Annotated in this window: 18 protein-coding genes and 1 pseudogene; all 19 read left to right on the forward strand. The window is 60.1% G+C overall.

Annotated elements, in window-relative coordinates:
* Positions 1–734: 734 nt before the first annotated feature.
* Positions 735–956 (forward strand): annotated as a pseudogene (locus ACA041_RS09805) (HAMP domain-containing protein); the annotation flags it as partial.
* Positions 951–1,820: a methyl-accepting chemotaxis protein gene (locus tag ACA041_RS09810; RefSeq protein WP_497442043.1), complete on the forward strand. Its 870-nt coding sequence runs from the start codon at positions 951–953 to the stop codon at positions 1,818–1,820. The pseudogene ACA041_RS09805 and the gene ACA041_RS09810, both read left to right, overlap by 6 nt.
* Before the next feature lie 108 nt (positions 1,821–1,928).
* Positions 1,929–4,619, forward strand: coding sequence for an alpha-ketoglutarate dehydrogenase (mdeB, locus tag ACA041_RS09815; RefSeq protein ID WP_497442044.1), 2,691 nt, complete (start codon positions 1,929–1,931; stop codon positions 4,617–4,619).
* Positions 4,620–4,704: 85 nt separating this feature from the next.
* Positions 4,705–6,030 (forward strand): dihydrolipoyllysine-residue acetyltransferase, encoded by a 1,326-nt coding sequence (gene aceF, locus ACA041_RS09820; RefSeq protein WP_497440911.1) that lies wholly within the window; start codon positions 4,705–4,707, stop codon positions 6,028–6,030.
* A complete protein-coding gene (lpdA, locus tag ACA041_RS09825) occupies positions 5,957–7,822 on the forward strand; it encodes a dihydrolipoyl dehydrogenase (RefSeq protein ID WP_497440912.1) in 1,866 nt (621 codons plus the stop codon). The genes aceF and lpdA overlap by 74 nt, the downstream gene beginning before the upstream one ends.
* A gap of 13 nt (positions 7,823–7,835) precedes the next feature.
* The gene (locus ACA041_RS09830) at positions 7,836–8,693 is read left to right on the forward strand and encodes an HTD2 family dehydratase (protein ID WP_497440913.1); all 858 of its coding nucleotides are present in this window, start codon (positions 7,836–7,838) and stop codon (positions 8,691–8,693) included.
* Between the two features lie 96 nt (positions 8,694–8,789).
* Entirely contained in the window at positions 8,790–9,950 is a 1,161-nt protein-coding gene (locus ACA041_RS09835; RefSeq protein ID WP_497442045.1) for an acyl-CoA dehydrogenase family protein, read from the forward strand.
* A gap of 10 nt (positions 9,951–9,960) precedes the next feature.
* Positions 9,961–11,154, forward strand: coding sequence for a CaiB/BaiF CoA transferase family protein (locus ACA041_RS09840; RefSeq protein WP_497440914.1), 1,194 nt, complete (start codon positions 9,961–9,963; stop codon positions 11,152–11,154).
* On the forward strand, positions 11,154–12,008 hold the full coding sequence (locus ACA041_RS09845; protein WP_497440915.1) for an HpcH/HpaI aldolase/citrate lyase family protein: 855 nt from the start codon (positions 11,154–11,156) through the stop codon (positions 12,006–12,008). The genes ACA041_RS09840 and ACA041_RS09845 overlap by 1 nt, the downstream gene beginning before the upstream one ends.
* 162 nt (positions 12,009–12,170) lie before the next feature.
* On the forward strand, positions 12,171–13,691 hold the full coding sequence (locus ACA041_RS09850) for a 4-hydroxyphenylacetate 3-hydroxylase family protein (protein ID WP_497440916.1): 1,521 nt from the start codon (positions 12,171–12,173) through the stop codon (positions 13,689–13,691).
* Positions 13,692–13,764: 73 nt separating this feature from the next.
* Positions 13,765–14,301, forward strand: coding sequence for a carboxymuconolactone decarboxylase family protein (locus ACA041_RS09855; RefSeq protein ID WP_497440917.1), 537 nt, complete (start codon positions 13,765–13,767; stop codon positions 14,299–14,301).
* Positions 14,302–14,322: 21 nt separating this feature from the next.
* Positions 14,323–15,345, forward strand: coding sequence for a VOC family protein (locus tag ACA041_RS09860; protein WP_497440918.1), 1,023 nt, complete (start codon positions 14,323–14,325; stop codon positions 15,343–15,345).
* Between the two features lie 73 nt (positions 15,346–15,418).
* Complete coding sequence (locus tag ACA041_RS09865; protein WP_497440919.1) at positions 15,419–16,390, forward strand: flavin reductase; 972 nt, start codon at positions 15,419–15,421, stop codon at positions 16,388–16,390.
* Positions 16,387–17,319, forward strand: coding sequence for a fumarylacetoacetate hydrolase family protein (locus ACA041_RS09870; RefSeq protein ID WP_497440920.1), 933 nt, complete (start codon positions 16,387–16,389; stop codon positions 17,317–17,319). Before ACA041_RS09865 ends, ACA041_RS09870 begins: the two co-directional genes overlap by 4 nt.
* Positions 17,320–17,356: 37 nt before the next feature.
* Complete coding sequence (locus ACA041_RS09875) at positions 17,357–17,971, forward strand: glutathione S-transferase family protein (RefSeq protein ID WP_497440921.1); 615 nt, start codon at positions 17,357–17,359, stop codon at positions 17,969–17,971.
* Between the two features lie 16 nt (positions 17,972–17,987).
* Complete coding sequence (locus ACA041_RS09880; protein WP_497440922.1) at positions 17,988–18,890, forward strand: LysR family transcriptional regulator; 903 nt, start codon at positions 17,988–17,990, stop codon at positions 18,888–18,890.
* A 447-nt stretch (positions 18,891–19,337) separates the two neighbouring features.
* Positions 19,338–21,023: a DUF1302 domain-containing protein gene (locus ACA041_RS09885; RefSeq protein WP_497440923.1), complete on the forward strand. Its 1,686-nt coding sequence runs from the start codon at positions 19,338–19,340 to the stop codon at positions 21,021–21,023.
* A 10-nt stretch (positions 21,024–21,033) separates the two neighbouring features.
* On the forward strand, positions 21,034–22,401 hold the full coding sequence (locus ACA041_RS09890) for a DUF1329 domain-containing protein (protein ID WP_497440924.1): 1,368 nt from the start codon (positions 21,034–21,036) through the stop codon (positions 22,399–22,401).
* Positions 22,402–22,444: 43 nt separating this feature from the next.
* Positions 22,445–23,566 carry a WD40/YVTN/BNR-like repeat-containing protein gene (locus tag ACA041_RS09895; protein WP_497440925.1) on the forward strand — a complete coding sequence of 374 codons (1,122 nt, stop codon included), beginning with the start codon at positions 22,445–22,447 and terminating at the stop codon, positions 23,564–23,566.
* Positions 23,567–23,612: the final 46 nt, after the last annotated feature.

Consider the following 23,612-nt stretch of genomic DNA (forward strand, 5'->3'; position numbering starts at 1 on the left):
TGCTCGAAACACGTGCCGGGAAGATGAACGACGTCGCCTCCGTCGAGTCGCTGATTTTGCAGGCGCAAGTGGCAGTGAAGGCGTTCGGTCTGGACCTGGCTGAGGCCGAAGCCGACAAGGTCGCCGGACTCACCGCCGAGCTTGTCTCGTTGTTGAAAAAATCCCGGATGGAAACAGGACAGGGCGATTCCATAGAAGCCGCAGATAACTATCTTGCACAGTTCAAACGCTACGCCCAGGCCCAGCGCGAAGCCCGTGAAGCTCGCCTGCGTATGCAGCAGTTGGCTCAAGCGGTGGGTGAGCGCTTCACGGTGGTGATGCTTGATCAGCTCGATGCGGTCAACCTCTTGGCTTCACGGGCGCAGCCGGCGGACGCGGTGCGCATGCTGCAACTGGAGCAAGCCTCCACGTTGCGCGACAAGCTGGCAAACCTGCGTGACAGCGAACTCTATTTCACGCTGCAAGGCAGCCTTGAAGATCTCAATGCCTGGGAGGCGCGGGTGATTGAACTTCGCTCTTACATGGAAAACCTGGAGTTGCGGCTCGAAGGTTTGGAGCGGGAGTCGCTGACCCAGGCGCGTACGGCGCTGGATGAGTACCGTACCGCCTTCAACAGTTACGCCGCGAGCCGTGATCAAACCGGCGAAAGTCAAGCGGCGATGAATGTCGCGGCTGACAAGGTCAGTGACCTCCTGGGCGTGGTTCGCACCACGCAGGCTCAAGCCTCGCAATCGATGAGTCAGCGGGTGTCGCGTCTGCTTGAAGGCATTGTGCTGTTCGCGATCGCATTCGGTATCGGCGCCAGCCTGTTGATTCGCCACTTGATTCTGCAGCCGCTACGTCAAGCGGTTGAACTGACCCGGCGCGTGGCGTCGGGGGATCTCAGCGCGCAGATCGATGCCGCTGGACGCCGTGATGAACTGGGCCAATTGCTCGGCAGCGTCGGGGTCATGCTCGAAAGCTTGCGTGGGCTGATCGGCCGCATTGGTCAGGGTGTCGGGCAGTTGAACGAGGCCGCCGACAGCCTGGTGCAGGTCACCGAGCGCACTCGGCAGGGTGTTGACTCGCAGCGTGAGGAGACTGAATTGGCGGCCACCGCGATGCAACAGATGGCCGCAACTGCGCAGGACGTCGCACGCAATGCAAGTCAGACCCGCGACGCCGTCGAGCAGGCCAATTGTCAGGCACGCAAAGGTGAAGAATTGGTGCATCAGGCGACAGCCAAGATTGGCCACCTGGCACAGGAAATGAGTGGATGCTCCGAAGCCATGGGGTCATTGCTCAACGAGAGTGCGGCGATCGGCAAGGTGCTCGATGTGATCAGCGCCCTGGCCGGGCAAACCAATCTGCTGGCGTTGAATGCTGCCATTGAAGCAGCACGCGCCGGCGAAAACGGTCGAGGTTTCGCCGTGGTGGCGGATGAGGTCCGCAACCTGGCGCGCCGCACCCAAACCTCCACTGACGATATCGCCGTCATCATCCAGCAGCTGCGAAACGTCGCCGAGCAAGCTGCCAGTCGCTTGCAGGGGAGTCAGGTGCTGACGGGCGAGAGCGTTGTGCTGGCCGCGCAGGCGTCACAAGCGCTGCAGGAAATCGCCGCAGCAGTATCGACAGTCGAGCAGATGAGTCAGCAGATCGCGGCGGCGTCCGAACAGCAGAGCGCCGTGGCCGAACAGGTTGGCGAGAGTATGGAACGGGTACGCGCGGTCGGTGAGCAGAGTACCGCTGCCAGCGTCTTGCTCGACGCATCGGTGCGCGGGCTGGAACAGGTGGGTGGTGCGTTGAATGCGGCAGTTGGCGGTTTTCGGACCGCATCCTGAACGGTTCATTTCAGGCCGGCATTTGATGCCGAAAAATTAGCAGCTTAGTACGGCGGCATGTTCTGTCGGTTCATCTCTAAGCAAAAAACAACAAGAGTGGAGGCAGATATGAGTTCGCTTAATGAAAATTCGATCACCGGGTCATTGGCTTCTCTGGATAGCGACCGGGATGAAACCCAGGAGTGGCTGGAGTCGCTGGAGGCCGTCGTGCGCGATGGCGGCTCCGAGCGCGGCCAGTTCCTGCTTAAACAGTTAGAGCAACACGCAAGAGCACTTGGCATCACCTCGCATGTGCACCCGTACTCGGCCTATCGGAACACAATTCCGATTGAAAGGCAGGGTCCCTATCCGGGAGACCTTGCTGTCGAGGAACGGATTACTTCGATCATTCGTTGGAATGCATTGGCCATGGTGGTGCGCGCAAACCAGGCCTACGGGGATCTGGGCGGGCATATTGCAAGTTATGCCTCCGCCGCTGAAATTTTCGAGGTCGGCTTCAACCACTTCTTCCGTGCCCGCGACGAAAGTCACGACGGCGATCTGGTGTTTTACCAGCCGCACTCGGCGCCCGGCGTTTACGCCCGTGCGTTCCTTGAAGGACGGCTGTCGGAAGAGCAACTGGCCAACTATCGCCAGGAAGTCGGTGGCAATGGGCTGAGCTCGTATCCGCACCCTTGGCTGATGCCGGACTTCTGGCAATTCCCGACCGGTTCGATGGGCATTGGCCCCATCAGTGCCGTCTACCAGGCACGGTATATGCGCTACCTGGAACACCGCAATCTGGCCGAAACGGCCGACCGCCATGTCTGGGGAGTATTTGGTGACGGTGAAATGGATGAGCCCGAGTCGATCGCGGGGCTTACGCTCGCGGCGCGGGAAAAACTCGACAACCTCACCTTTATCGTCAATTGCAACTTGCAGCGTCTGGATGGCCCGGTGCGTGGCAATGGCCAGGTCATTCAAGAACTCGAAGCGTTGTTTACCGGGGCCGGCTGGAATGTCGTCAAGGTCATTTGGGGCTCGGACTGGGACCCGTTGTTTTCGCGGGACACCACCAATGCGCTGTTGCAACGCTTTGCTCAGACCGTCGACGGCCAATACCAGACGCTTGGGTCCAAGGACGGCGCCTACAACCTGCTGCACTTCTTCCAGCAGGATCCGGAGATCAAGGAACTGGTCTCGCACATGTCCGATGCCGACATCGATGCCCTGAAGCGCGGCGGTCACGATTTCCGCAAGCTGCATGCAGCCTTCGCCGCCGCCAAGGCACACAAGGGCCGGCCAACCGTCATCCTTGCCAAAACCAAAAAAGGTTACGGCATGGGCGGCGCCGGTGAGTCGCGCATGACATCGCACCAGGCCAAGAAGCTCGATATTGACGCACTCAAGGCGTTCCGTGATCGTTTCGCGTTGCCTCTGTCGGACGAAGATGTGGCGCAATTGCGCTTCTATCGCCCGGCCGAAGACAGCCAGGAAATGCGCTATCTGCGTGAGCGTAGAGAAGCGTTAGGCGGCTACATGCCATCTCGCCCAAAGGGCAATGAACACGTAGCGATACCCGCGCTGGCTGACTATGCGCGCTTCGCGTTCGAGGCCGACGGCAAAGAAATGTCCACAACCATGGCGGTGGTGCGGATGCTCGGCGGTCTGCTCAAAGACAAGGACCTGGGTCCGCGCATCGTCCCGATCGTCGCAGACGAAGCACGTACCTTTGGTATGGCCAACCTGTTTCGGCAAATCGGTATCTATTCGCCGCTCGGGCAGCTTTACGAGCCAGAAGATGCCGGTTCGATGCTGTATTACCGCGAAGCCCGTGATGGTCAATTGTTGGAGGAGGGCATCACCGAAGCAGGTGCACTATCTTCTTGGGTCGCTGCTGCAACTTCTTACAGCGCGCACGGCAAACCGATGCTGCCGTTCTACATCTACTACTCAATGTTCGGTTTTCAGCGCGTGGGCGATCTGATCTGGGCAGCGGCAGACCAACGCGCACGCGGATTTTTGCTGGGCGCCACCGCCGGGCGAACGACGTTGGGCGGGGAAGGGCTGCAGCATCAGGATGGCAGCAGCCATGTCGTGGCAGCCACCGTCCCCAACTGCCGTGCCTATGACCCGGCGTTCGCGGGGGAACTCGCGGTCATTGTCGACCATGGCATGCGCCAGATGATGGAACGCGACGTCGATGAGTTCTATTACATCACGGTGATGAACGAGAACTACGCCCAACCCTCTTTGCCGTCGGGCGTCGAAGATCAAATCATTCGCGGCATGTATCGCTACGCCGTGTCCGATGCACCCGCGTCGCGCGGCTCTGTTCGGCTGTTGGGCTCTGGCACCATCCTGCGCGAAGTGATCGCCGCGTCCGAGCTGCTGGCGACGGACTGGCAGGTATCGAGCGAGGTATGGAGCGTCACCAGTTTCAGTGAACTCGCTCGTGAAGCGCGGGAAGTGGAGCGACGAAATCGTCTGAATCCTTCTGAGCCTGAGCACGTCAGCCATCTGTGCGCCTCTCTCGTCGGCGATGCGCCGGTGATCGTCGCCTCCGACTATGTTCGCGCCTGGCCACAACTCATCGCCAGCTACGTCGATGCGCGCTTCATTGCTCTGGGCACCGACGGTTTTGGCCGCAGCGATACCCGCGCCGCTTTGCGCAGCTTCTTCGAAGTTGATCGTCACCAGGTGGTGCTGGCGGCTCTGGACGGTCTGGTGCGTGACGGCATTCTGCCGCGTCAGGTGCTGGCCGAGGCCATCGAGCGCTACGAGCTGAAGGCTGATCGTCCGGCGCCGTGGACGTGCTGACAGGTGTTCTCTTCGCAAGCGCTCGATGAGCGCTCCCTCCGTTGGGTGAGCCCGCAACGGATCTATTTCTTGGCGACGGTATGTCATGAGTGAAATCAGAGAGATTCATGTCCCCGACATCGGGGACTTCAAAGACCTCCCGGTGATTGAGGTGTTGGTCAAACCAGGCGATAAAGTGGCATTCGATGACCCTTTGTTGACGCTGGAATCGGACAAGGCATCGATGGACGTTCCGAGCCCTGGCGCCGGCATTGTTGTGTCGGTGACTATCAAGGAAGGGGATCGGGTTTCCAGGGGCAGTTCCATCCTTACATTGCAGATGGCCGTCGATGACGCGCCTGCTGCCCAGAACGCAGTGAGCAGCACGGCCGCCGTTGATCTGCCCGTCAGCGTTCCGTCAGCGTCCAGAATGCCGACGCCTGCAGTGCCTCCAGTGCCGGCAGTGCCTGCTGCCGGTTCGCCCGCACTTGCGGCGCTTTCTTCAGGCCCGAAACCACACGCCAGTCCTTCCGTGCGCAGTTATGCGCGCAAATTGGGCGTAGACGTCACTCGCGTGGCGGCTACCGGCAAGGGCGGGCGTATTCTTCGTGAAGATGTCGAGCGTTTCGTCAAGGACGCTCTGGTTCGTCTTGAAAATCCTGCGCCGCGTGCCGACCACTCGGGCGGGCTCAACCTGCTGCCGTGGCCGGATGTCGATTTTGCAAAATTCGGCACGGTCGAGAAGGTCGCGCTGTCACGTATCAAGAAAATCTCTGGCGCAAACCTCTCACGTAATTGGGTGATGATTCCGCACGTCACCAACAACGAAGAAGCCGACATCACCGAGCTCGAAGCGTTTCGGGTTCAGCTCAACAAGGAAGGCGGCAAGGACGCGATCAAGTACACCATGCTGGCTTTCCTGATCAAGGCAGCGGTCGCCAGCCTGAAAGCTTTCCCGCAGTTCAACAGTTCGTTAGGCAACGAAGACGGCGAGTCAGTCCTGATTCTCAAGCAGTACTACCACATTGGTTTTGCCGCTGACACGCCCAACGGGCTGGTGGTGCCGGTCATTCGCGATGCCGATCAAAAGGGCATTGGCCAGATAGCCACCGAATGCGGTGAGTTGGCGCGAAAAGCCCGGGACGGCAAGTTGGGCCCCGCAGACATGACGGGCGGCACCTTCACGGTATCGAGCCTGGGAGGCATTGGCGGTACCGGTTTTACCCCGATCATCAATGCGCCGGAAGTGGCAATCCTCGGCGTGACTCGCGCGCAAATCAGACCGGTCTGGGATGGCGGCGCGTTTGGCCCTCGCCTGATTTTGCCCCTGGCGCTTTCTTGGGATCACCGCGTCGTGGATGGCGCGGCGGCGGCACGTTTCCTCCAGCTTCTGGCGGCTCTGTTGGCTGATTTCCGTCGAATTACTCTTTGAGGGAAAGCCCATGAGTCAGGTTATTGAAGTAAAAATGCCAGGCATCGGCGATGCGGCTGCGATGCCGGTGATTGAGGTGCTGGTCAAGGTCGGTGACGTGGTGGCTGTCGACGACCCCGTCTGCACGCTTGAATCCGATAAAGCAACAATGGATGTGCCGTCATCTGCCGCCGGTGTGGTCAAGGAAATAAGGGTCAAGGTCGGCGAGAAAGTGGCCGAAGGCGCGGTGCTGTTGACGCTGGAATCGAACGAGGTGGCAGCGCCGCCTTTTCAGTCACCATCTACCGTAGCAGCGCCAGCAGTGACTTCAACCGGCTCCCGCAGCGCCGATCTGGAGTGCGACGTGCTTGTTTTGGGCGGTGGCCCAGGGGGTTACTCTGCCGCGTTTCGCTCTGCAGATTTAGGCCAGAAAACCATCGTGGTGGAGCGCTATGCCTCGCTCGGGGGCGTCTGCTTGAATGTTGGCTGCATCCCCTCCAAAGCGTTGTTGCATATTGCCTCGGTGATGGAAGAAGTACCGCATTTGGCGTCGTTGGGTATCGACTTCGGCGCCCGCGATATCGATATCGATAAATTGCGTGCGCACAAAGAGTCGGTGGTCAACAAGCTCACTGGCGGGCTCGCAGGGATGGCCAAGGGGCGCAAGGTAGAGGTCGTACGTGGGTTCGGCCGCTTTCTCGATCCGCACCACATCGAGGTTGCACTCTGTTCAGGTTCCGGCCAGGAACAGACCGGTGAAAAACAGGTTATTCGCTTCAAACAGTGCGTAATTGCCGCCGGCAGCCAAGCAGTCAAGCTGCCCTTCATGCCGCAGGATCCGCGCATTGTTGACTCCACCGGTGCCTTGGAACTCAGGGCCGTGCCCAAACGCATGCTGGTGGTCGGCGGCGGGATCATCGGGCTGGAGATGGCCACCGTTTATTCAGCCCTGGGCGCACGCATCGATGTGGTCGAAATGCTGGACGGCTTGATGCAGGGGCCGGATCGCGATCTGGTCAAGGTCTGGGAAAAGCACAACAGCCATCGGTTCGATCACTTGATGTTGAACACCCGCACGGTGAAAGCCGAGGCCAGCGAGCAGGGCATCTGGGTGACATTCGAAGGCGAAAAAGCGCCCTCTGAGCCGCAATGCTACGACTTGGTATTGGTGGCTGTCGGCCGTAAACCCAATGGCGACCAGATCGATGCCGACAAGGCGGGCATAAACGTCGGTGAGCGCGGCTTCATCCCCGTGGATAAGCAAATGCGCACCAACGTGCCGCATATCTTCGCGACCGGCGACATCGTTGGCCAACCGATGCTGGCTCACAAAGCCGTTCACGAGGGGCACGTTGCCGCTGAAGTGGCGGCAGGTGAAGCCATGAATAATCCAGAGCTCGCGCGCAGCCGTTTTGATGCGTTGCAGATTCCCGGCGTTGCTTACACCAATCCAGAGGTTGCCTGGGCTGGTCTGACTCAGCAAGAAGCCAAGGACAAAGGCCTCAAAGTCGAGGCCGCGGTTTTCCCCTGGGCCGCGTCGGGACGTGCAATTGCCAATGGCCGCGATGAAGGCTTCACCAAGCTTTTGTTCGATGCAGAAACTCATCGGATCGTCGGCGGCGGCATCGTCGGCACTGGGGCGGGCGATCTGATCAGCGAGGTTTGCCTGGCCATCGAAATGGGCGCCGACGCCGTGGACATCGGCAAGACCATCCATCCCCATCCGACACTGGGTGAAACCGTGGGGATGGCCGCAGAAGTCGCCCATGGCAGTTGCACCGATTTGCCAGCGGCACGCCGCAAAGACGCGTGAAGGAGAAATGACCATGAATGCCTGTAATGAGGCAACCCTGGCGGACTTGACCCACTGGGTGGGCCGCGAGGAACTGCGTAGCGACCGTATTGATCAACGTACTGCCCAAGCACTGGCTGCCACGCTCGATCTAGATGCGGATTCGCTGCAAGTCGGAGCTGAGTTGCCGCCCTTGTGGCATTGGGTGTACTTCACGCCTAACGCCCGACTCAGTGAAATCGGCGTCGACGGGCACCCGCAAAGGGGCGGCTTCCTTCCACCGGTGAATCTGCCCAACCGTATGTGGGCGGGCGGGCGCCTGAGCTTCGAGCAACCGTTGCGGGTCGGTGAAGCCGTCACCCGGGTTTCGCGCATCCGGCGCTGCGAGCGCAAATCCGGACGCAATGGCGAACTGCTGTTCGTGACCGTCGAGCACAAGGTTTCCGGTGAGCGTGGTGTGTGCGTGGTGGAGGAACAGGACATCGTCTACCGGCAGCCGGCGCCCAAGGGTGCGCCACTGGCCGGCGAGGCGACCGAGCGCGGCAGTGAGTTCCGCCGGCTTATTCATCCTCACCCGGTCTTGCTATTCCGCTATTCGGCGCTGACGTTCAACGGCCATCGCATTCACTACGACAAACCCTACGCCACTCAAGAAGAAGGCTATCCGGGCCTCGTCGTGCACGGACCGCTGGCCGCCACACTGCTGCTCGAAGCCTTTCGGGCAGCGCACCCGGCCAAGCGCATACGACGTTTCGCTTTCCGAGCGATCGGCCCGCTGTTCGACACGGCGGACTTTGAAGTGTGCGGTCAGCTCACCGGCCCGGGCAACGCCGATCTGTGGACCGACTGCAATCGTCGCTCGACGATGAAAGCTGAAGTCACGTTCGACTGACCCCAAGCGTTTTCAATAAAGGTGCCGCTGTGCAGACGCGCCAAAGGCACTGCTGCGCCGCGATGACCACAGACAAGACAGGAAACCGACATGACCATGCTTTATGCCCCCGACGAACACCAGGAAATCCGTGACGCAGTACGTGCTCTGTGCAGCGAGTTTCCGGACGAATATTTTCGCAAGATCGACGAACAGCGTGCCTACCCTGAAGCCTTTGTCGACGCGCTGATCGGCGCCGGGTGGCTCTCGGCGATGATTCCCGAGGAATACGGCGGCTCGGGCCTTGGACTGACCGAGGCGTCGGTGATCATGGAGGAAATCAACCGCTCGGGGGGCAACTCCGGCGCGGTGCATGGCCAGATGTACAACATGAGCACGCTGCTGCGTAACGGCAGTACGGCGCAGAAAGAGAAATACTTGCCGAAAATTGCCTCCGGCGAACTGCGCATCCAGTCGATGGCGGTCACCGAGCCGACAACCGGCACTGACACCACCAAGATCAAGACCAACGCGGTGAAGAAGGACGGTCGCTACGTCGTCAACGGCCAGAAGGTGTGGATCTCGCGGGTTCAGCACTCTGACCTGATGATCCTGCTCGCACGCACCACGCCGCTGACCGAAGTGAAGAAAAAGTCCGAAGGCATGTCGATTTTCATCGTCGACCTCAAGGACGCCATCGGCAAGGGCCTTACCGTCCAGCCGATCCCCAACATGGTCAACCACGAGACCAACGAGCTGTTCTTCGACAGCCTTGAAATCCCCGAGGAAAACCTGATTGGCGAGGAGGGCAAGGGGTTCAAATACATCCTTGACGGGCTCAACGCCGAGCGCACCCTGATTGCTGCCGAATGCATCGGCGACGGTTACTGGTTCATGGAGCGCGCCGTCAAGTACGCCAACGAACGCGTGGTGTTCGACCGTCCGATCGGTCAAAACCAAGGGGTGCAATTCCCGATCGCCGATGCCTTCATCGAGATCGAGGCGGCCAACCTGATGCGTTTCAAGGCGTGCCAGTTGTTCGACGCGCATCAACCGTGTGGCGCACAGGCCAACATGGCCAAGTACCTTGCGGCCAAAGCCTCGTGGGAAGCTGCCAACGTCTGCATGCAAACCCACGGCGGTTTCGGCTTTGCCAACGAATACGACATCGAGCGCAAGTTCCGTGAAACCCGCTTGTACCAGGTCGCACCGATCTCCACCAACCTGATCTATTCCTACGTCGCCGAGCATCTGCTCGGGCTGCCGCGCTCTTTCTGAGGACTGTGCCATGGCTACCAGCAAACCGGTTCTCCCGCTCGAAGGCGTGACGGTGGTCTCACTCGAACATGCGATCGCCGCCCCTCTGGCAACACGTCATCTGGCGGACATGGGCGCTCGCGTGATCAAGGTCGAACGCCCTGGCAGTGGCGACTTTGCCCGCGCCTATGACGCCCGTGTCGAAGGGCTCGCCTCGCATTTCGTCTGGGTTAACCGCTCGAAAGAGAGCCTCACCCTTGATCTCAAACAACCCGAGGCACAGGAGATCCTGATGCAGCTCCTGTCTGAGGCCGATGTGCTGGTGCAGAACCTTGCCCCCGGCGCAGCTGCTCGCCTGGGCTTGTCGTTCGAAGCGCTGTGCGTGAAGAACCCGAAGCTGATCGTCTGTGATATCTCCGGCTACGGCGAGGGCGGCCCGTATACCGAAAAGAAGGCTTATGACTTGCTGATTCAGGGTGAAGCGGGTTTTCTCTCGATCACCGGTACGCCTGAGGATCAGGTCAAGGCGGGCATCTCGATTGCCGACATCGCGGCGGGTATGTACGCCTACACCAATATCCTCAACGCATTGATCGAACGTGGCAAAACCGGTCGCGGTCGCCGTATCGAGATTGCGATGATCGATGCAATGGTCGAGTGGATGGGCTTCCCGATGTACTACGCCTACGAAGGGCAGGAGCCGCCGCGCCGCACCGGTGCGTCCCACGCCACCATTTACCCTTACGGCCCGTTCCGCGCCGGAGACGGCCGCATCGTAATGCTCGGTCTGCAGAACGAGCGTGAATGGGCCGTATTCTGTGAACAGTTGTTGGGTGACGCAGCGATCGCCACCGATGAAAGGTTTGCCAACAACGCGCGGCGTACCGCCAACCGCAATGCCTTGAGCCAACTGATCGTACAGAGCTTCGCCAGCCTGACCGCCGATGAGGTCATGGCTCGTCTCGATGCCGCCGACATTGCCAATGCGAACGTCAGCACGATGAGCGACATCTGGAGCCATCCGCAACTCAAGGCGCGCGAACGCTGGACCAGCGTGGATACACCGGCCGGCCCGGTACCCGCGCTGCAGCCGCCGGGCATGGGCGGAGATCGTCCGGCCCGTATGGGCCCGGTGCCGGCACTCGGCGAGCACACCGGCGCAATACTGCGTGAGCTTGGCTATTCGGATCGCGTAGATGACCTGCGCGAAAGGAAGGTGGTGTGATGGCGAGCCGAGTATTGAATCTGGGGCGCGCGCGAACGTTCCTCTTCGTACCCGCAAACCGGCCGGAACGCATTGCCAAGGCGTTGGCCAGTGGCACCGACGTCGTCGTTGTCGATCTGGAGGACGCCGTGGCACCTGCCGACAAACCAGCGGCACGGCTGGCCTTGATCAACTGGCTCGATGCCAACCCCGATGAGCGGGTCACCGTGCGGACCAATGCCGCGGACACGGTGTGGCACGAAGATGACCTGACAGCCTGTCGCCATGCCGGAATTGCGGCGGTGATGCTGCCGAAGGCGGACAGCGCTGCGCAGGTTGAGCACGCCCATGACGTCAGTGGCAAACCCGTGCTGTGCATTGTGGAGACCGTGCTGGGTATCGAAGCGCTGTCGCAAGTCGCCGCTGCGCGCGGATGCGCCCGCTTGATGTTTGGCAAGCTGGACCTGGCCGTTGAGCTCGATCTGATCCCCGACGAGTCAGACCCTGAAGAGCTGGTGTTCCTGCCCTGGCGCGCCATGCTGGTGCTCGCGAGCAAAAGGGCGCGATTGCCCGCCCCGGTCGACGGGGTGTACACGCTCATTGGCGATCAGCCTGGCCTGGCTCGATACGCCGCGCGTGCACGCCGGCACGGGTTCAGTGGCCAACTGCTGATCCATCCCGGTCAGGTCACCGAAGCCGCTGCGGCCTTCACGCCGTCGGCACAGTACATCGAATGGGCGAAGACTGTCTGCCAGCTGGCTGACGCAGCCGGGGGAGGAGTCGTTGTGCTTGATGGTCGCATGATCGATGCACCGGTGATGGCTCGGGCCCGGAGCATCCTTTCGGTGGCGAACGAGTTTGGCCTCGGTGCGTGAAGCGTCGGTCTTTTCTGTTTTGGAACAACTCTTGGTCCAATTCACAAATTCTTAAAACCTGCCTATCTCAATACTATCGAGGTCTGGCAACAGCAGCCGAATTTCTCTTGCGGCGGTCATTTCCGTCTCAGGCCAAACGTTTCAAATGCAGGAGCATGACCCATGGAAAATAACGCAAACAAAAAACCGATGGCCATGAGTGGAGCCCGAAACGGTGTACGCAGCGGGGCCGACTACATCGCCTCCTTGCAAGACGGTCGCTCGGTTTGGATTGATGGCGAGCGCATCAAGGACGTGACCGTGGATCGCCGTTTCCGTGGCGCAATTCAGTCCATTGCTGATCTGTACGACATTCAGTGCGATCCCGCCTTGCAGGACAAGATGACGTTCGTCTCGCCGACCACTGGCGCCCGTGTCGGGCGCTCGTTCATGCTGCCTCGCTCAGCCGATGATTTGCGTCTGCGCCGGGACATGATGAAGACCTGGATGGATGCCGTGGGCGGCATGATGGGTCGCACGCCTGACTTCCTTAACGTGATGGTCAGTGCGCATGCCTCGGCCCATGGACTGTTCGCCGCCGGTGGCGAACAATTTGGCCAGAACATCCTCAAGTACCATGAGTTCATTCGCGAAAACGACCTCGCACTGACGCACTCGCTGGTGTCGCCGGATATCGACAAACGCCTGCAAATGTTCGAACAGCCTGGCGACATGGTGATGCGTGTGGTTCGCGAATCCGATGCCGGCATCTACGTTTCCGGCGCTCGCTCGGTTGCCACCCTCGGCCCGTTGGCCAACGAGGTGCTGATCATGCCGGCGGCGGCGAAATTCCCTCTGGTGGCAGATGCTGAAGCCTACGCAGTCGGGTTTGCTGCCCCCATCGACACCCCCGGGATGAAGATGATCTGCCGCCCGTCGTTCCCCACGAACGGTCGGTTTGCTAACGATCCGCTCACGGCGCGGATGGACGAGATGGATGCCGTACTGTGGTTTGAAGAAGCGTTCATTCCGTGGGAACGAGTCTTCATGTATCGCAGCATCAAAGCCGTCGAGTCGGCGATGAAGTCGCCCTCCGGTCCGCACGGTTCACACCAGTCGGCCACGCGTTCACTGGCGAAGATGGAGTTCCTGCTAGGCATCGCCTACAACCTCACGGAAGTGAACCACAGCCGTTTTCCGAACGTGATGGTTCAACTGTCCGAACTGGTGGCGTACGTCGAGACCCTACGGGCCCTGATTCGTGTGGCCGAAATCGACTGCATTCCCGGCCCTGGCGGCACCGTTGTGCCCTACGAGCAGCCTCTCAATGTGGTGCGCGCCCAGTATCCGGCGATGCATGCCCGGGCGCTGGAAATTCTTCAGCTGCTCGGCGCCGGTAACGTGGTGGTCGCGCCAACGGTCGAGGATCTGTACAGCGAAAACGGCCCGGCGATCGAACGTTACTGCGCCGGGGCCGACATCCCGGCCGAACGCAAGATGCAACTGTTGCGTCTGGCCTGGGATGCCTCCTGCTCGTCCTTTGCCGGGCGCCAGAACCTGTACGAGAAGTTTTTCTCGGGCGATCCATGGCGCAACGCCCAGATGCGCGGTGAGCGCTATCCGGGTGCCCGCGAAGCGCAAGACCGTGTGTGGGCGTTCCTTGATCGCAACAGCGAATGGGACCAGCGGATCAACGGCCAGTAAGCGAAGGCTGCCGCAGCCGTTGTAATAGCCACGCTGCGGCAGCTCACCAAAATAATAATGTGCGGAGTTTTGTATGCCTCGTATCCAACTGCCCACCCCCGATGACGAACCCGAAGCCTTTGCGCTGCTGCGGGCCAAGCGTGGCCACGCGCCGACTGCACAAATCTTTCGAACCCTGGCCATTTGCCCGGAGATCCTCGAGGTCTTCATTCCCATGGCCGACGCGGTGCGCGAGGGCTGCGGCATCGATCCCAAATTGCGTGAGATGGCCATCGTGATGTCGTGCCAGACCATGGGCACCCATTACGAACACGATCCGCATTGGAATCGTGCCATCAAGGAAGGAGTCTCCAAGGAACAAATGCTGGCGCTGTGGGATTTTGAAAAGAGCGCGCTGTTTTCTGATCTGGAAAAGGCGGTGCTTCGCCTGGCCCGGGACGCTACCCGTGCGCCGGCGCAAGTCAGCACCAAGGTGTGGGAAGACGTCTACCACGGCCTTGGCCACAAGCAGAGCGTGGCCCTGCTGTTCAATATTGGTTGGTACAACATGACCGGTCGCTTGACTGGTCCCCTCGAGTTGAGCAACGAGGCCGATTTCACTCGGCTCTGAAAAGACACCAGGAGACTTACCATGCCACTGCCATCACCGGTCTATTACCCACCGTTCAATATCACCCGGTCGAGTCACGCCGTCATCACCTCGCGCGACCTGGAAGCCAGTCGCGATTTTTACGAACAGGTCATTGGCCTGGTCCTGACCGAGCGCGATGCCGACACCCTCTATTTCCGCGGACTGGAGGAGGTTTGCCACCACAGTCTGGTGATCAAGCGCCACAGCAACAATGCGCACGAAGCCGAAGCAATCGGGTTTCGGGTTTACACCGAAGAAGATCTGGACAAGGCTGAGCACTTCTACAAGTCCAAAGGACTGCCGGCACGCTGGATCGAAGTACCGCATCAGGGCCGCACGCTGCTGGTGAACGACCCGGCCGGAACGCCGGTGCAACTCTGTGCAACGATGCCGGTGCTGCCCCGTTTGTACACCCAATTTCAGGATTTCAAGGGTGGCGCTGCGATGCGCTTCGACCACTACCAGATCCAGGTCCCGAATGTGCAGGAGCAGACCGATTTCTACGCAGAAATGGGCTTTCGCATATCGGAATACATGGCGCTGGATGAGAAGTTGATTGCGACATTCATGTTCCGCAAACCCGGCACCCAGGACATCGTTTTTCTGGAAAACCCGGGCCCGCGCCTGCACCACTTTGCCTACACCGTTTCCGACTCCCACAGCATCCTGCGCGCCTGCGACATCGCCGGCAATCTGGGCATGGGTGATGTTGTGGAACGCGGGCCTGGTCGGCATGGCCCGGCAGGTGTGTTGTTTGTGTATTTGCGCGATCCCGATGGCCATCGGGTGGAGTTGTTCTGCGACCACTATCTGCTGATCGATATCGAGGTAGAGCCCGTCGCGTGGGATGTGCGCAAGCCCGGTTTGTCGCTGCGCTGGGGCCTGCCTCCGCAGGAATGCTGGTTCAACGAGACCACGCCGTTCAGTGGCATCCCGACGAAGGAGCTGGATCACGAGCGGGGCCCGCTGGTGACGCTCGAGACCTACCTGGCGGACAAAGCACGCGTCAGGGCCGCCAAGTAGTGGAGCAGGGGCCACTTCTGTGGCCCTTCGCAGCGCGGCGGTTTCGATAACAAGAAGACTGGAGGCATTCAACATGACGACTCAGACAGCAACCCCCAACGACGCTTCCAAGACCGGCCCAGGTTTCGACGCCCGCGCATTGCGGGATGCTTTCGGCTCATTTGCCACTGGCGTGACGATTGTCACCACGGCAGGGCCCGGTGGCGTGGACATCGGCTTGACCGCGAACAGTTTTTCCTCAGTGTCGCTTGACCCGCCCATGGTGCTCTGGAGCCTGGCGCGAACATCCTTGAATATGGATGCCTTCCGCAACAGCGGGCATTTCGCCGTGCATATCCTGTCGGCCGATCAGGAGGCGCTGTCGTCGCGATTCGCGAGCAAGGGCATTGACCGTTTCGAGGGGCTTGAGCTTGATCGCGGGCCGGATGGCGTACCGTTGTTGCCCGACTGCATGGCCCGCTTCACCTGCAAACTGGCCTATCAATACGAGGGCGGCGATCACGTCATCTTCGTCGGCGAGATTGTCGATTTCGGCCACTCGGCGCTCAAGCCACTGGTGTTCCATGGCGGCCGATACGGCATGTTGCTGCCCAAGCAAACAGTAGCGTCAGTCGAGTCGGCGGACGAGTTTAGCAACCTGTCGTCCGATGATTTGCTGTATCAGGTTTCGAATGCCTATTTCCGGACCCGGCAGACCGTGATTGAAAAACTTGAATCCCGGCAGTGGACCGCCGAGGAATACGCCGTGCTCAGCATCATTGGTCGTGAAGATGGCCTGTGCGTGCCCGAGATCGTTGCCCGCAGCGAGAAGGTTCGCGGCCAGGGGATTTCCGCTGCCATTGTGCAGAGGCTCATCGAGCGAGGGTTGCTGCACGAGGTGGATGCCAGCGATGGGCAAGTCACTGTCAGGTTGACCCCTGAAGGGCGTCTTTCGGTTCTGGAACTGATTGCGATACGCAAATCCAGCGAGGCCGATGTGCAAGGCAATCTGGACCCCAGTGAAGTGCAACTGCTCAAACACCTTCTGGCGCGGCTCGACGCATGAAAATCGCACGCTACCACTCTGCCGCAGGCCCCGAGCGACTCGGCGTCGTCACCGGCGTGTCAGGCCGTGAAATGCTCGTCGACGTTGCCAAGGCTGCTGCTGTCCGGGGTGGCCCGGCCATGCCAGCGTCCGTGATGGCGCTGATCGAGGGGGGGGTACCGGCGATGGATGCCTTGCGCGAGTTGCATGCGTGGGCAGCGCATCGCCAGGACCCCGTCTGGATGGATGACCCGAACTCCGTGGGCTGGCTTACACCGGTTCCAGAGAAGTCGATGTTTTGCGCGGGGCGCAACTTCGGCCGGCACAAGATGGAGTCGATCAAGGGCGATACCGCCGACGCCAGCAAACTGCACAGCGACTTTCCAACCGGTTTCATCAAGCTCGGGCGCACGCTGGTGCCGCACAAAAGTCAGGTTAAGCGGCCGGACGATGTGCTCAATTTTGATTATGAAGTCGAGATCGCGTTGGTGTTGGGCAAGGCGATTGATGTGCGCAGCGAGATCGATCCCGCCAGTGCCATTTTCGGTTACACCATTTTCAACGACCTGTCGGCCCGCGAGTGGCAGCTTCGCGAGATGCACAACGGCATGATCATGCTCGGAAAAAACTTTCCAGGCTTTGGACCGATCGGCCCCTACATCCTTACTGCAGACGACGTTCCGGACCCCACCGGTCTGGTGCTGTGGCTGAAGGTCAATGGCCAGCTGCGCCAGCACTCCGACTGCCGTGATCTGATCTTTGGTTTTTCCGAGATGGTTGAGTTCTGGTCGCGTTTCGGCCTGGTGCCCGGCGACCTGATCAGCACGGGGACGCCCGAAGGTGTCGCCTTGCACCACAAGCCCGACCCACAGGAATGGTACCTCAAGCCTGGTGACCGGGTGGAGGCGGGCGTTGACGGTATCGGCGTCCTCGAAACGTTCATCGTCTAGCAACCACCCCCCATTTCCACGATTCATGGAGCTTTATATGAAGCTGTATTTTTTGCCTGGTGCGTGCCAGATCGGCATTCATGCCTTGCTCGCTGAAATTGGCCAGCCATTCGAGATCGAGAAAGCCGCGCGCCCTGGCACACCGGAGTTCGAGGCTTACACGCAGATCAATCCCAAGGGCAAAGTCCCCGCACTGATTCGCGATGACGGGTCGCTGCTCACGGAATTTCCGGTGATCGCCCTGTATCTCGCCCGCATGAATCCCGGGAGGGAACTGATCCCGACGGATATCGAAGGCGAAATTCGCGTGATGGAGATGACCGAATATTTGGTATCTACCGTGCACATGCAAGGCTACACTCGGGCTCGCCGGCCCGAAAAGTTCGCGCCGAGCGAATCCGACCATGCGGCAGTAAAAGCGCAGGGTCTGAAGATATACCAGGCCGGGCTCGACCGGGCCGAACGACAGATTAACGGCAAAGACTGGCTGTTCGAGAAAATGACCATCGCGGATTTTGCACTGTTCTATCTTGAGCACTGGTGCGTGGTCAACGGGATCGGGTCGTTGGGTCAAAGCTGTCAGGCGCACCACGATCGTCTGTGGTCGAAGGTCGAAATCCGTCGCGCGATCGAGTCCGAACTCATCACCTGATCCTGAGCGCTCCACCATGGACATGCTGTTGAAGCTGAAGGCATTCGTCGTGACCGCCGACACCGGTAACTTCTCAGCCGCCGCGCGCACGTTGTACACCTCACCCTCGGTCATCATGAAGCGGGTCGACGAGCTTGAGTGGGATTTCAAAACCACCTTCTTCGACCGCTCAACCCGGCGACTGACGCTGACAGATACGGGGCAAAGCTACCTGACTCATGCACGCCAACTGCTGCGGTCATACAGCGACATGGCCAGCGGCGCGATTTTGAGCCCTGGCAGCATCGAAGGCCCGATCAGGATCAAGGCCCCAGCCGTTCTTATCCGGCAGGGCCTTGGTGATCTGTTCACCACATACCGCGCGCAGAACCCTCTGGTCCAGCTGGAAATTATTGCGTCTGACAGAGGCGGCAATCCAGCGGAGGAGGGCTTTGATATCTCGGTCGGGATGGATCAAATGGCCTATTCGGACGTCATAGAGCAGGTTATCCGACCCTTTCCACGGCTGCTGTGCGCCGCACCGGCCTATCTCTCCCGGTGTGAAGCGTTGCTGCATCCGCGCGACCTGATCCATCACCCCTGTCTCGCGTTTTCGTTAGCGGGTGCCATCTGGGGGTTCAACTCACCGGAGGGGCGCATAGAAGTGGACGTCCGCCCCGTCCTCATTACCAATGATGAAGGCTACTTGTGCGCCGCCGCGCGCGACGGGCACGGGATTGTCCAACTGGCATTGCCGATCGTTGCCGATGCCCTGCAGGCCGGACAACTCGTGCCAGTACTGGAGAAATTCTCGTTGGTTGAACGCTGGGTGAAAATCATGGTGCCGACTGCCCGCCTTGAGTTGACACGGGTAAAACTCCTGTTCGACAGAATGGCAACGCACCTGACCGCCAGCGGCGACCTCATTGCCGCGCCTTGAGCGCCCTGAGCGCGCCTACGCTCACCCGAACGGTCGGCACCTGCCCGTCAGCGAAGCTCAACCTGATCGCATTGCAGCAGCGCACAAGGCAGGACTTGTAAGCACCCATTCCCATCGCGTTTTCCGTAGCCTGCTGATGCTCCGTTCGGGTTCATCTGCCTGTGGAAACGCGCATTTTCGATTGACCCGCCACGGCATTGCTCCCGACGCCCGGATAACCGGAGCGCTGGCTTCACCATCAAATATCCTGCTGCGGTGCAGCGGGAATTATCATTATCCGCGCTTGAAAGTGGCTGCATATACTCGGGACAACACCGATACACAGCCAAGCTGGACGAGGACAGGGAAACACACTTTAAAGCCGGAATTCTGAGTTGCCCCTGGAGTTCATGCGTCACACAATCTCTGTAGGTAATTACGATGCAAATAATAAAAATAAGATTTGCAGTGCCGCACGACGATTTGTACCGCCAAAGCCTTCGATCCGTGGTGGTCGCCACCAGTCTGATGGCTGCTGGCTACTCACTTGCCGCACCGATTGATGTCGGTAATCCCGACATCAAGCTGCGCTGGGATAACACGGTCAAGTATTCCGCCGGGATGCGTCTCAAGGACCAAAGTGACACGCTCACCCAGAACGTACCCGCTACGCCGGGTGGTGGAGCAGGCCCCGCAGCGCTTAACGGCGATGACGGCGACCGTAACTTCAAGCGCGGCAGGCTCATCTCCAATCGCTTCGATTTGCTGTCGGAAATGGACCTGGTTTTTCGCGACGACTTCGGTTTTCGCGTGAGCGGGGCGGCTTGGTACGACGACGTCTACAACCAGACAAACAACAACCACTCGCCAGCGACCAACAACTCTCTGTCGGTGCGGTATAACGAGTTCACCGATGACACTCGCGACCTGCACGGCCGCAAAGCCGAGATTCTCGACGCTTTTGTCTTTGGTGGCGCGGACGTCGGCTCGTCCCGCGTAAGCGGACGCCTGGGCCAGCACACCGTGTTGTGGGGTGAGAGCGTTTTCTTTGGCTCCAACGCCATCGCTGGCACCCAGTCGCCAGTAGATGCGGTCAAGGCTTCCTCGGTACCAGGGTCCACCACCAAAGAAATCATCATGCCGGTAGGCCAGTTCTCCGGCCAAATCCAGTTTTCCCCAGCACTGACCGTGATTGGTTACTACCAGTACGAATGGGAAGAGACCCGCCTGCCCGCAGCAGGCAGCTATTTCTCAGCTGCAGACTTCCTCGGCGATGGTGGTGAGCGAATTCGGGTTGCGCCTGGCGTACCAGGCAATGGTCTAGTGCGGCGGCAAGACATCAAAGGCAGTGACAAAGGCCAGTATGGCCTAGGCTTGCGCTCACAATTGGGTGAGTGGGAATTCGGCCTCTACGCCATCCGTTACCACGCCAAGACGCCCGTGGTTTATTCCAGGACGCCTGCGCCGACCGGCGTCCCTGGTGCCGGAGTGGGGTCATACCAGTTTGTCTATCCCGAGGACATCAAGGCGTACGGGATCAGTGCCACCACGACCGTGGATTCGGTCAATTTCGCTGGTGAGCTCTCGGTGCGTCGCGACACACCGCTGACCAGCCTGCCGGTGAACGTTGGCACGGCTGAAGCGGACAACAACAGTCACGCGTTTTATGCCATCGGCAATTCGGCCCACGCCAACCTGTCGATGATCTGGAGCATGCCGCGTAATTTCCTGTCCGACGAGCCGACGCTCACCATGGAAGTGGCCTATAACCAACTGACCAGTTGCACCAGCAATTGCAATGTCATGGACCCCGACCTGGACCGCCGCGCTGCAGCTGTTCGTGCGGCATTTGCTGCGCCCCAGCGCAACGTCATGGACGGCCTGGACCTGACGCCATCGGTCACCGTCGGCTACAACAATGGCAAGTCGCCTGTGGTGCTGATGGGGCCTGACGATGGCGGGGACATGACCTTCACGCTGGCTGGTAACTATTTGACTGTTTGGGACTTCTCGCTGGCCTATACCCACTACTACGGTGGCGAAAACACAGCCACTTATGCGTCCACTGACCCCAACGTCAACGGCACGTACACCTTCGACCAGACCTTGAAAGATCGGGATTTCATCTCAGTGTCGCTGCGTCGCTCCTTCTAAGGGAAATCACATGACTATTTTCACTCGCATGACCCTGCTTGCCCTGGCGTGCGCCGCATTGACGGCGCCTACGGTTCACGCCGCTGTTTCGGCCGATGAAGCGGCCAAGCTCAAGACCACACTTTCACCGCTAGGTGCAGAGCGTGCTGGCAACAAGGATGGAACCATTCCGCCGTGGGAGGGTGGCTTCCCGGTCGACACTTCGAAAACCTCGGCCGCGGTTCCGGACCTGTTCGCCAAGGACAAACCCCTGCTGACCATCACGGCGCAGAACGCAGAGCAATACAAAGACAAGTTGACCGAAGGCACGATGGGCCTGCTCAAGCGGTTCCCTAGCTTCAATGTTCAGGTGTTCCCGACACGCCGCACCGCAGCGGCTCCACAGTGGGTCTACGACAACACCTTTGCGAACTCCACCCGGGCAACCATGGACCCGAGCGGCGAACTTGGCCCATATCCTAAAGGCGCCTTTGGTGGTACGCCGTTCCCGATCCCGAAGAATGGCGAAGAGGCGATCTGGAACCATCTATTGAGATGGACGAGCCCTGGCTACCAGACGACGCCAAGTCTGGCGCGCGTGACCCCCGACGGGAAAGTCATTCCGGTTTCGCAGAACGTGGCCAAGAGTTCGTTCCCCTACTACGACCCGCAGAGCAACATGGAAAAATGGCAAGCGGACGGTTCCAACATCGTGATGCGCCGTGTTGACACCTCCGGCCCACCGATCCGCGCCGGGGAAATTCTGCTGCAGCGAGTGAACATCAACGACATCGAGTCCAAGACCTGGGTGTACCTGACCGGCCAGCGACGTGTTCGTCGTCTGCCTCTGACCTGCTGCGACGTGCCGAGCCCGGTGGCTGGCGGCATCCTGAACTTTGACGAGGTGGAGGTTTACTCATCATCCATCGGCCGTTACGACTGGAAACTAGTGGGCAAGCGCGAGATGTATGTGCCTTACAACACCAACAGCTATCACCAGGCGCCTTCACTCGACCAACTCATGAAAGCGCAGACCGTCAACCCTGACTTCGTGCGTTTCGAACAGCATCGGGTCTGGGTAGTGGAAGGCACGCTCAAACAAGGCCAGCGTCACGTGATCCCTCGTCTGCGTGTGTACCTTGACGAAGACACCTGGATCGCTGTCGCCGGCGAGCGTTGGGATGCTCAGGGGCAACTCTGGAAGGTGACCTATAACCTGCCGACCGTGTTCCCGGCGGCGCCTGGCACCATCGTCGCAGGCTACATGTCCTACGACCTGATCGGTGGCGGCTACTTTGCGTCCGCCTACTTCCCTCGTGATAAACAGGTCGACCTCAAGGCCACATTGCCAGATCGCATCTTCACCCCCGAATCGCTTGCTGGAGAAGGCGTACGTTAGAACTGCATCTCGCTTGAACAATGAATCTGATGAGATAACCAGTATGAATAACAATAACAATAACGATGAAAGCATCGATGGGTCGCGTCGCCGCCTGTTGGTGGTAGGGATGGGGCTGGGCCTGCAGGTGTTGCTGGCTCCCACCATGGCGGCCTCCACCGTAGCGTTTGCCTCGGCAGCCATGCCCGGGCCGCTGCGCCAACCGGCCACGATGACGCCTCGGGCAGCACAAGCTGTGCTGACCCGTGTGGTTCTGGCGGGTGACCGGCTGGTGGCGATGGGCGAGCGTGGCCTGGTCGTGCTGTCTGACGACGGTGGCAGACAGTGGCGCCAGGCTCGGGTGCCGGTTAGTGTGACCCTCACCTCGGCGAGCTTCGTCGATGCCCGGGAAGGTTGGATCGCCGGCCACAGTGGTGTGGTGTTGCACACCACTGACGGGGGCGAAAACTGGTCCCTGCAGACCGACGGCGTAGCACTTGCCAAGGCAGGTCTGGCTCAGGCTTTGGGCCTGCCGGACACCGACGCTGACCGCGAGCGTCGCCTCCAGGATGCCCAGCGTCTGGTGGACGAAGGCGCAGACAAACCCTTGTTGTCTGTTTGCTTTGCCGACGCCGGGCGCGGGATGGTGGTGGGCGCCTTTGGCCTGGCCGCGTCCACTGAAGACGGCGGCAAGACATGGACTCCTTGCCAGAGCCGCCTGGCCAATCCCATGAGCCTGCATCTGTACGCAATTGCCCACCATGACAAGACTTGGGTGGTTGCGGGAGAGCAGGGCGTGCTAATGCGCAGTAGCGACGATGGCGTCAGTTTCCAATCATTGGCCGCGCCGTCCGAGCGTACCCTGTTCACTGCAACGGCTACCCGCAACGGTGAATTCGTGTTCGCCGGATTGCTGGGGGCTGCCTGCCGCATCGATCCGGGAAGTACAGCCGTGACCTCGATCAAGTTGCCAGCGCCGTTGACGATCCTGTCTTGCGTCGAAATGCGCGATGGCCGGGTGATGCTGCTGGCGCAGGGCGGGCGACTGTTCTTAAGTCGCGACGGTGGCGGCCAATTCGCCGAGCAGCAGCTTCCGCGGCGCGCACCTCTGACCTCGTTGGCCGAAGCCGCAGACGGCGGTCTTGTTGCCACCAGCCTGAGCGGTGTTGCCCGGCTTGGTGGATGACACCTATTCCTGCGGTTGCGCGACGCGCCCCACAAAGAGTCCAATG

The organism is Pseudomonas sp. LBUM1676, from assembly GCF_059695605.1.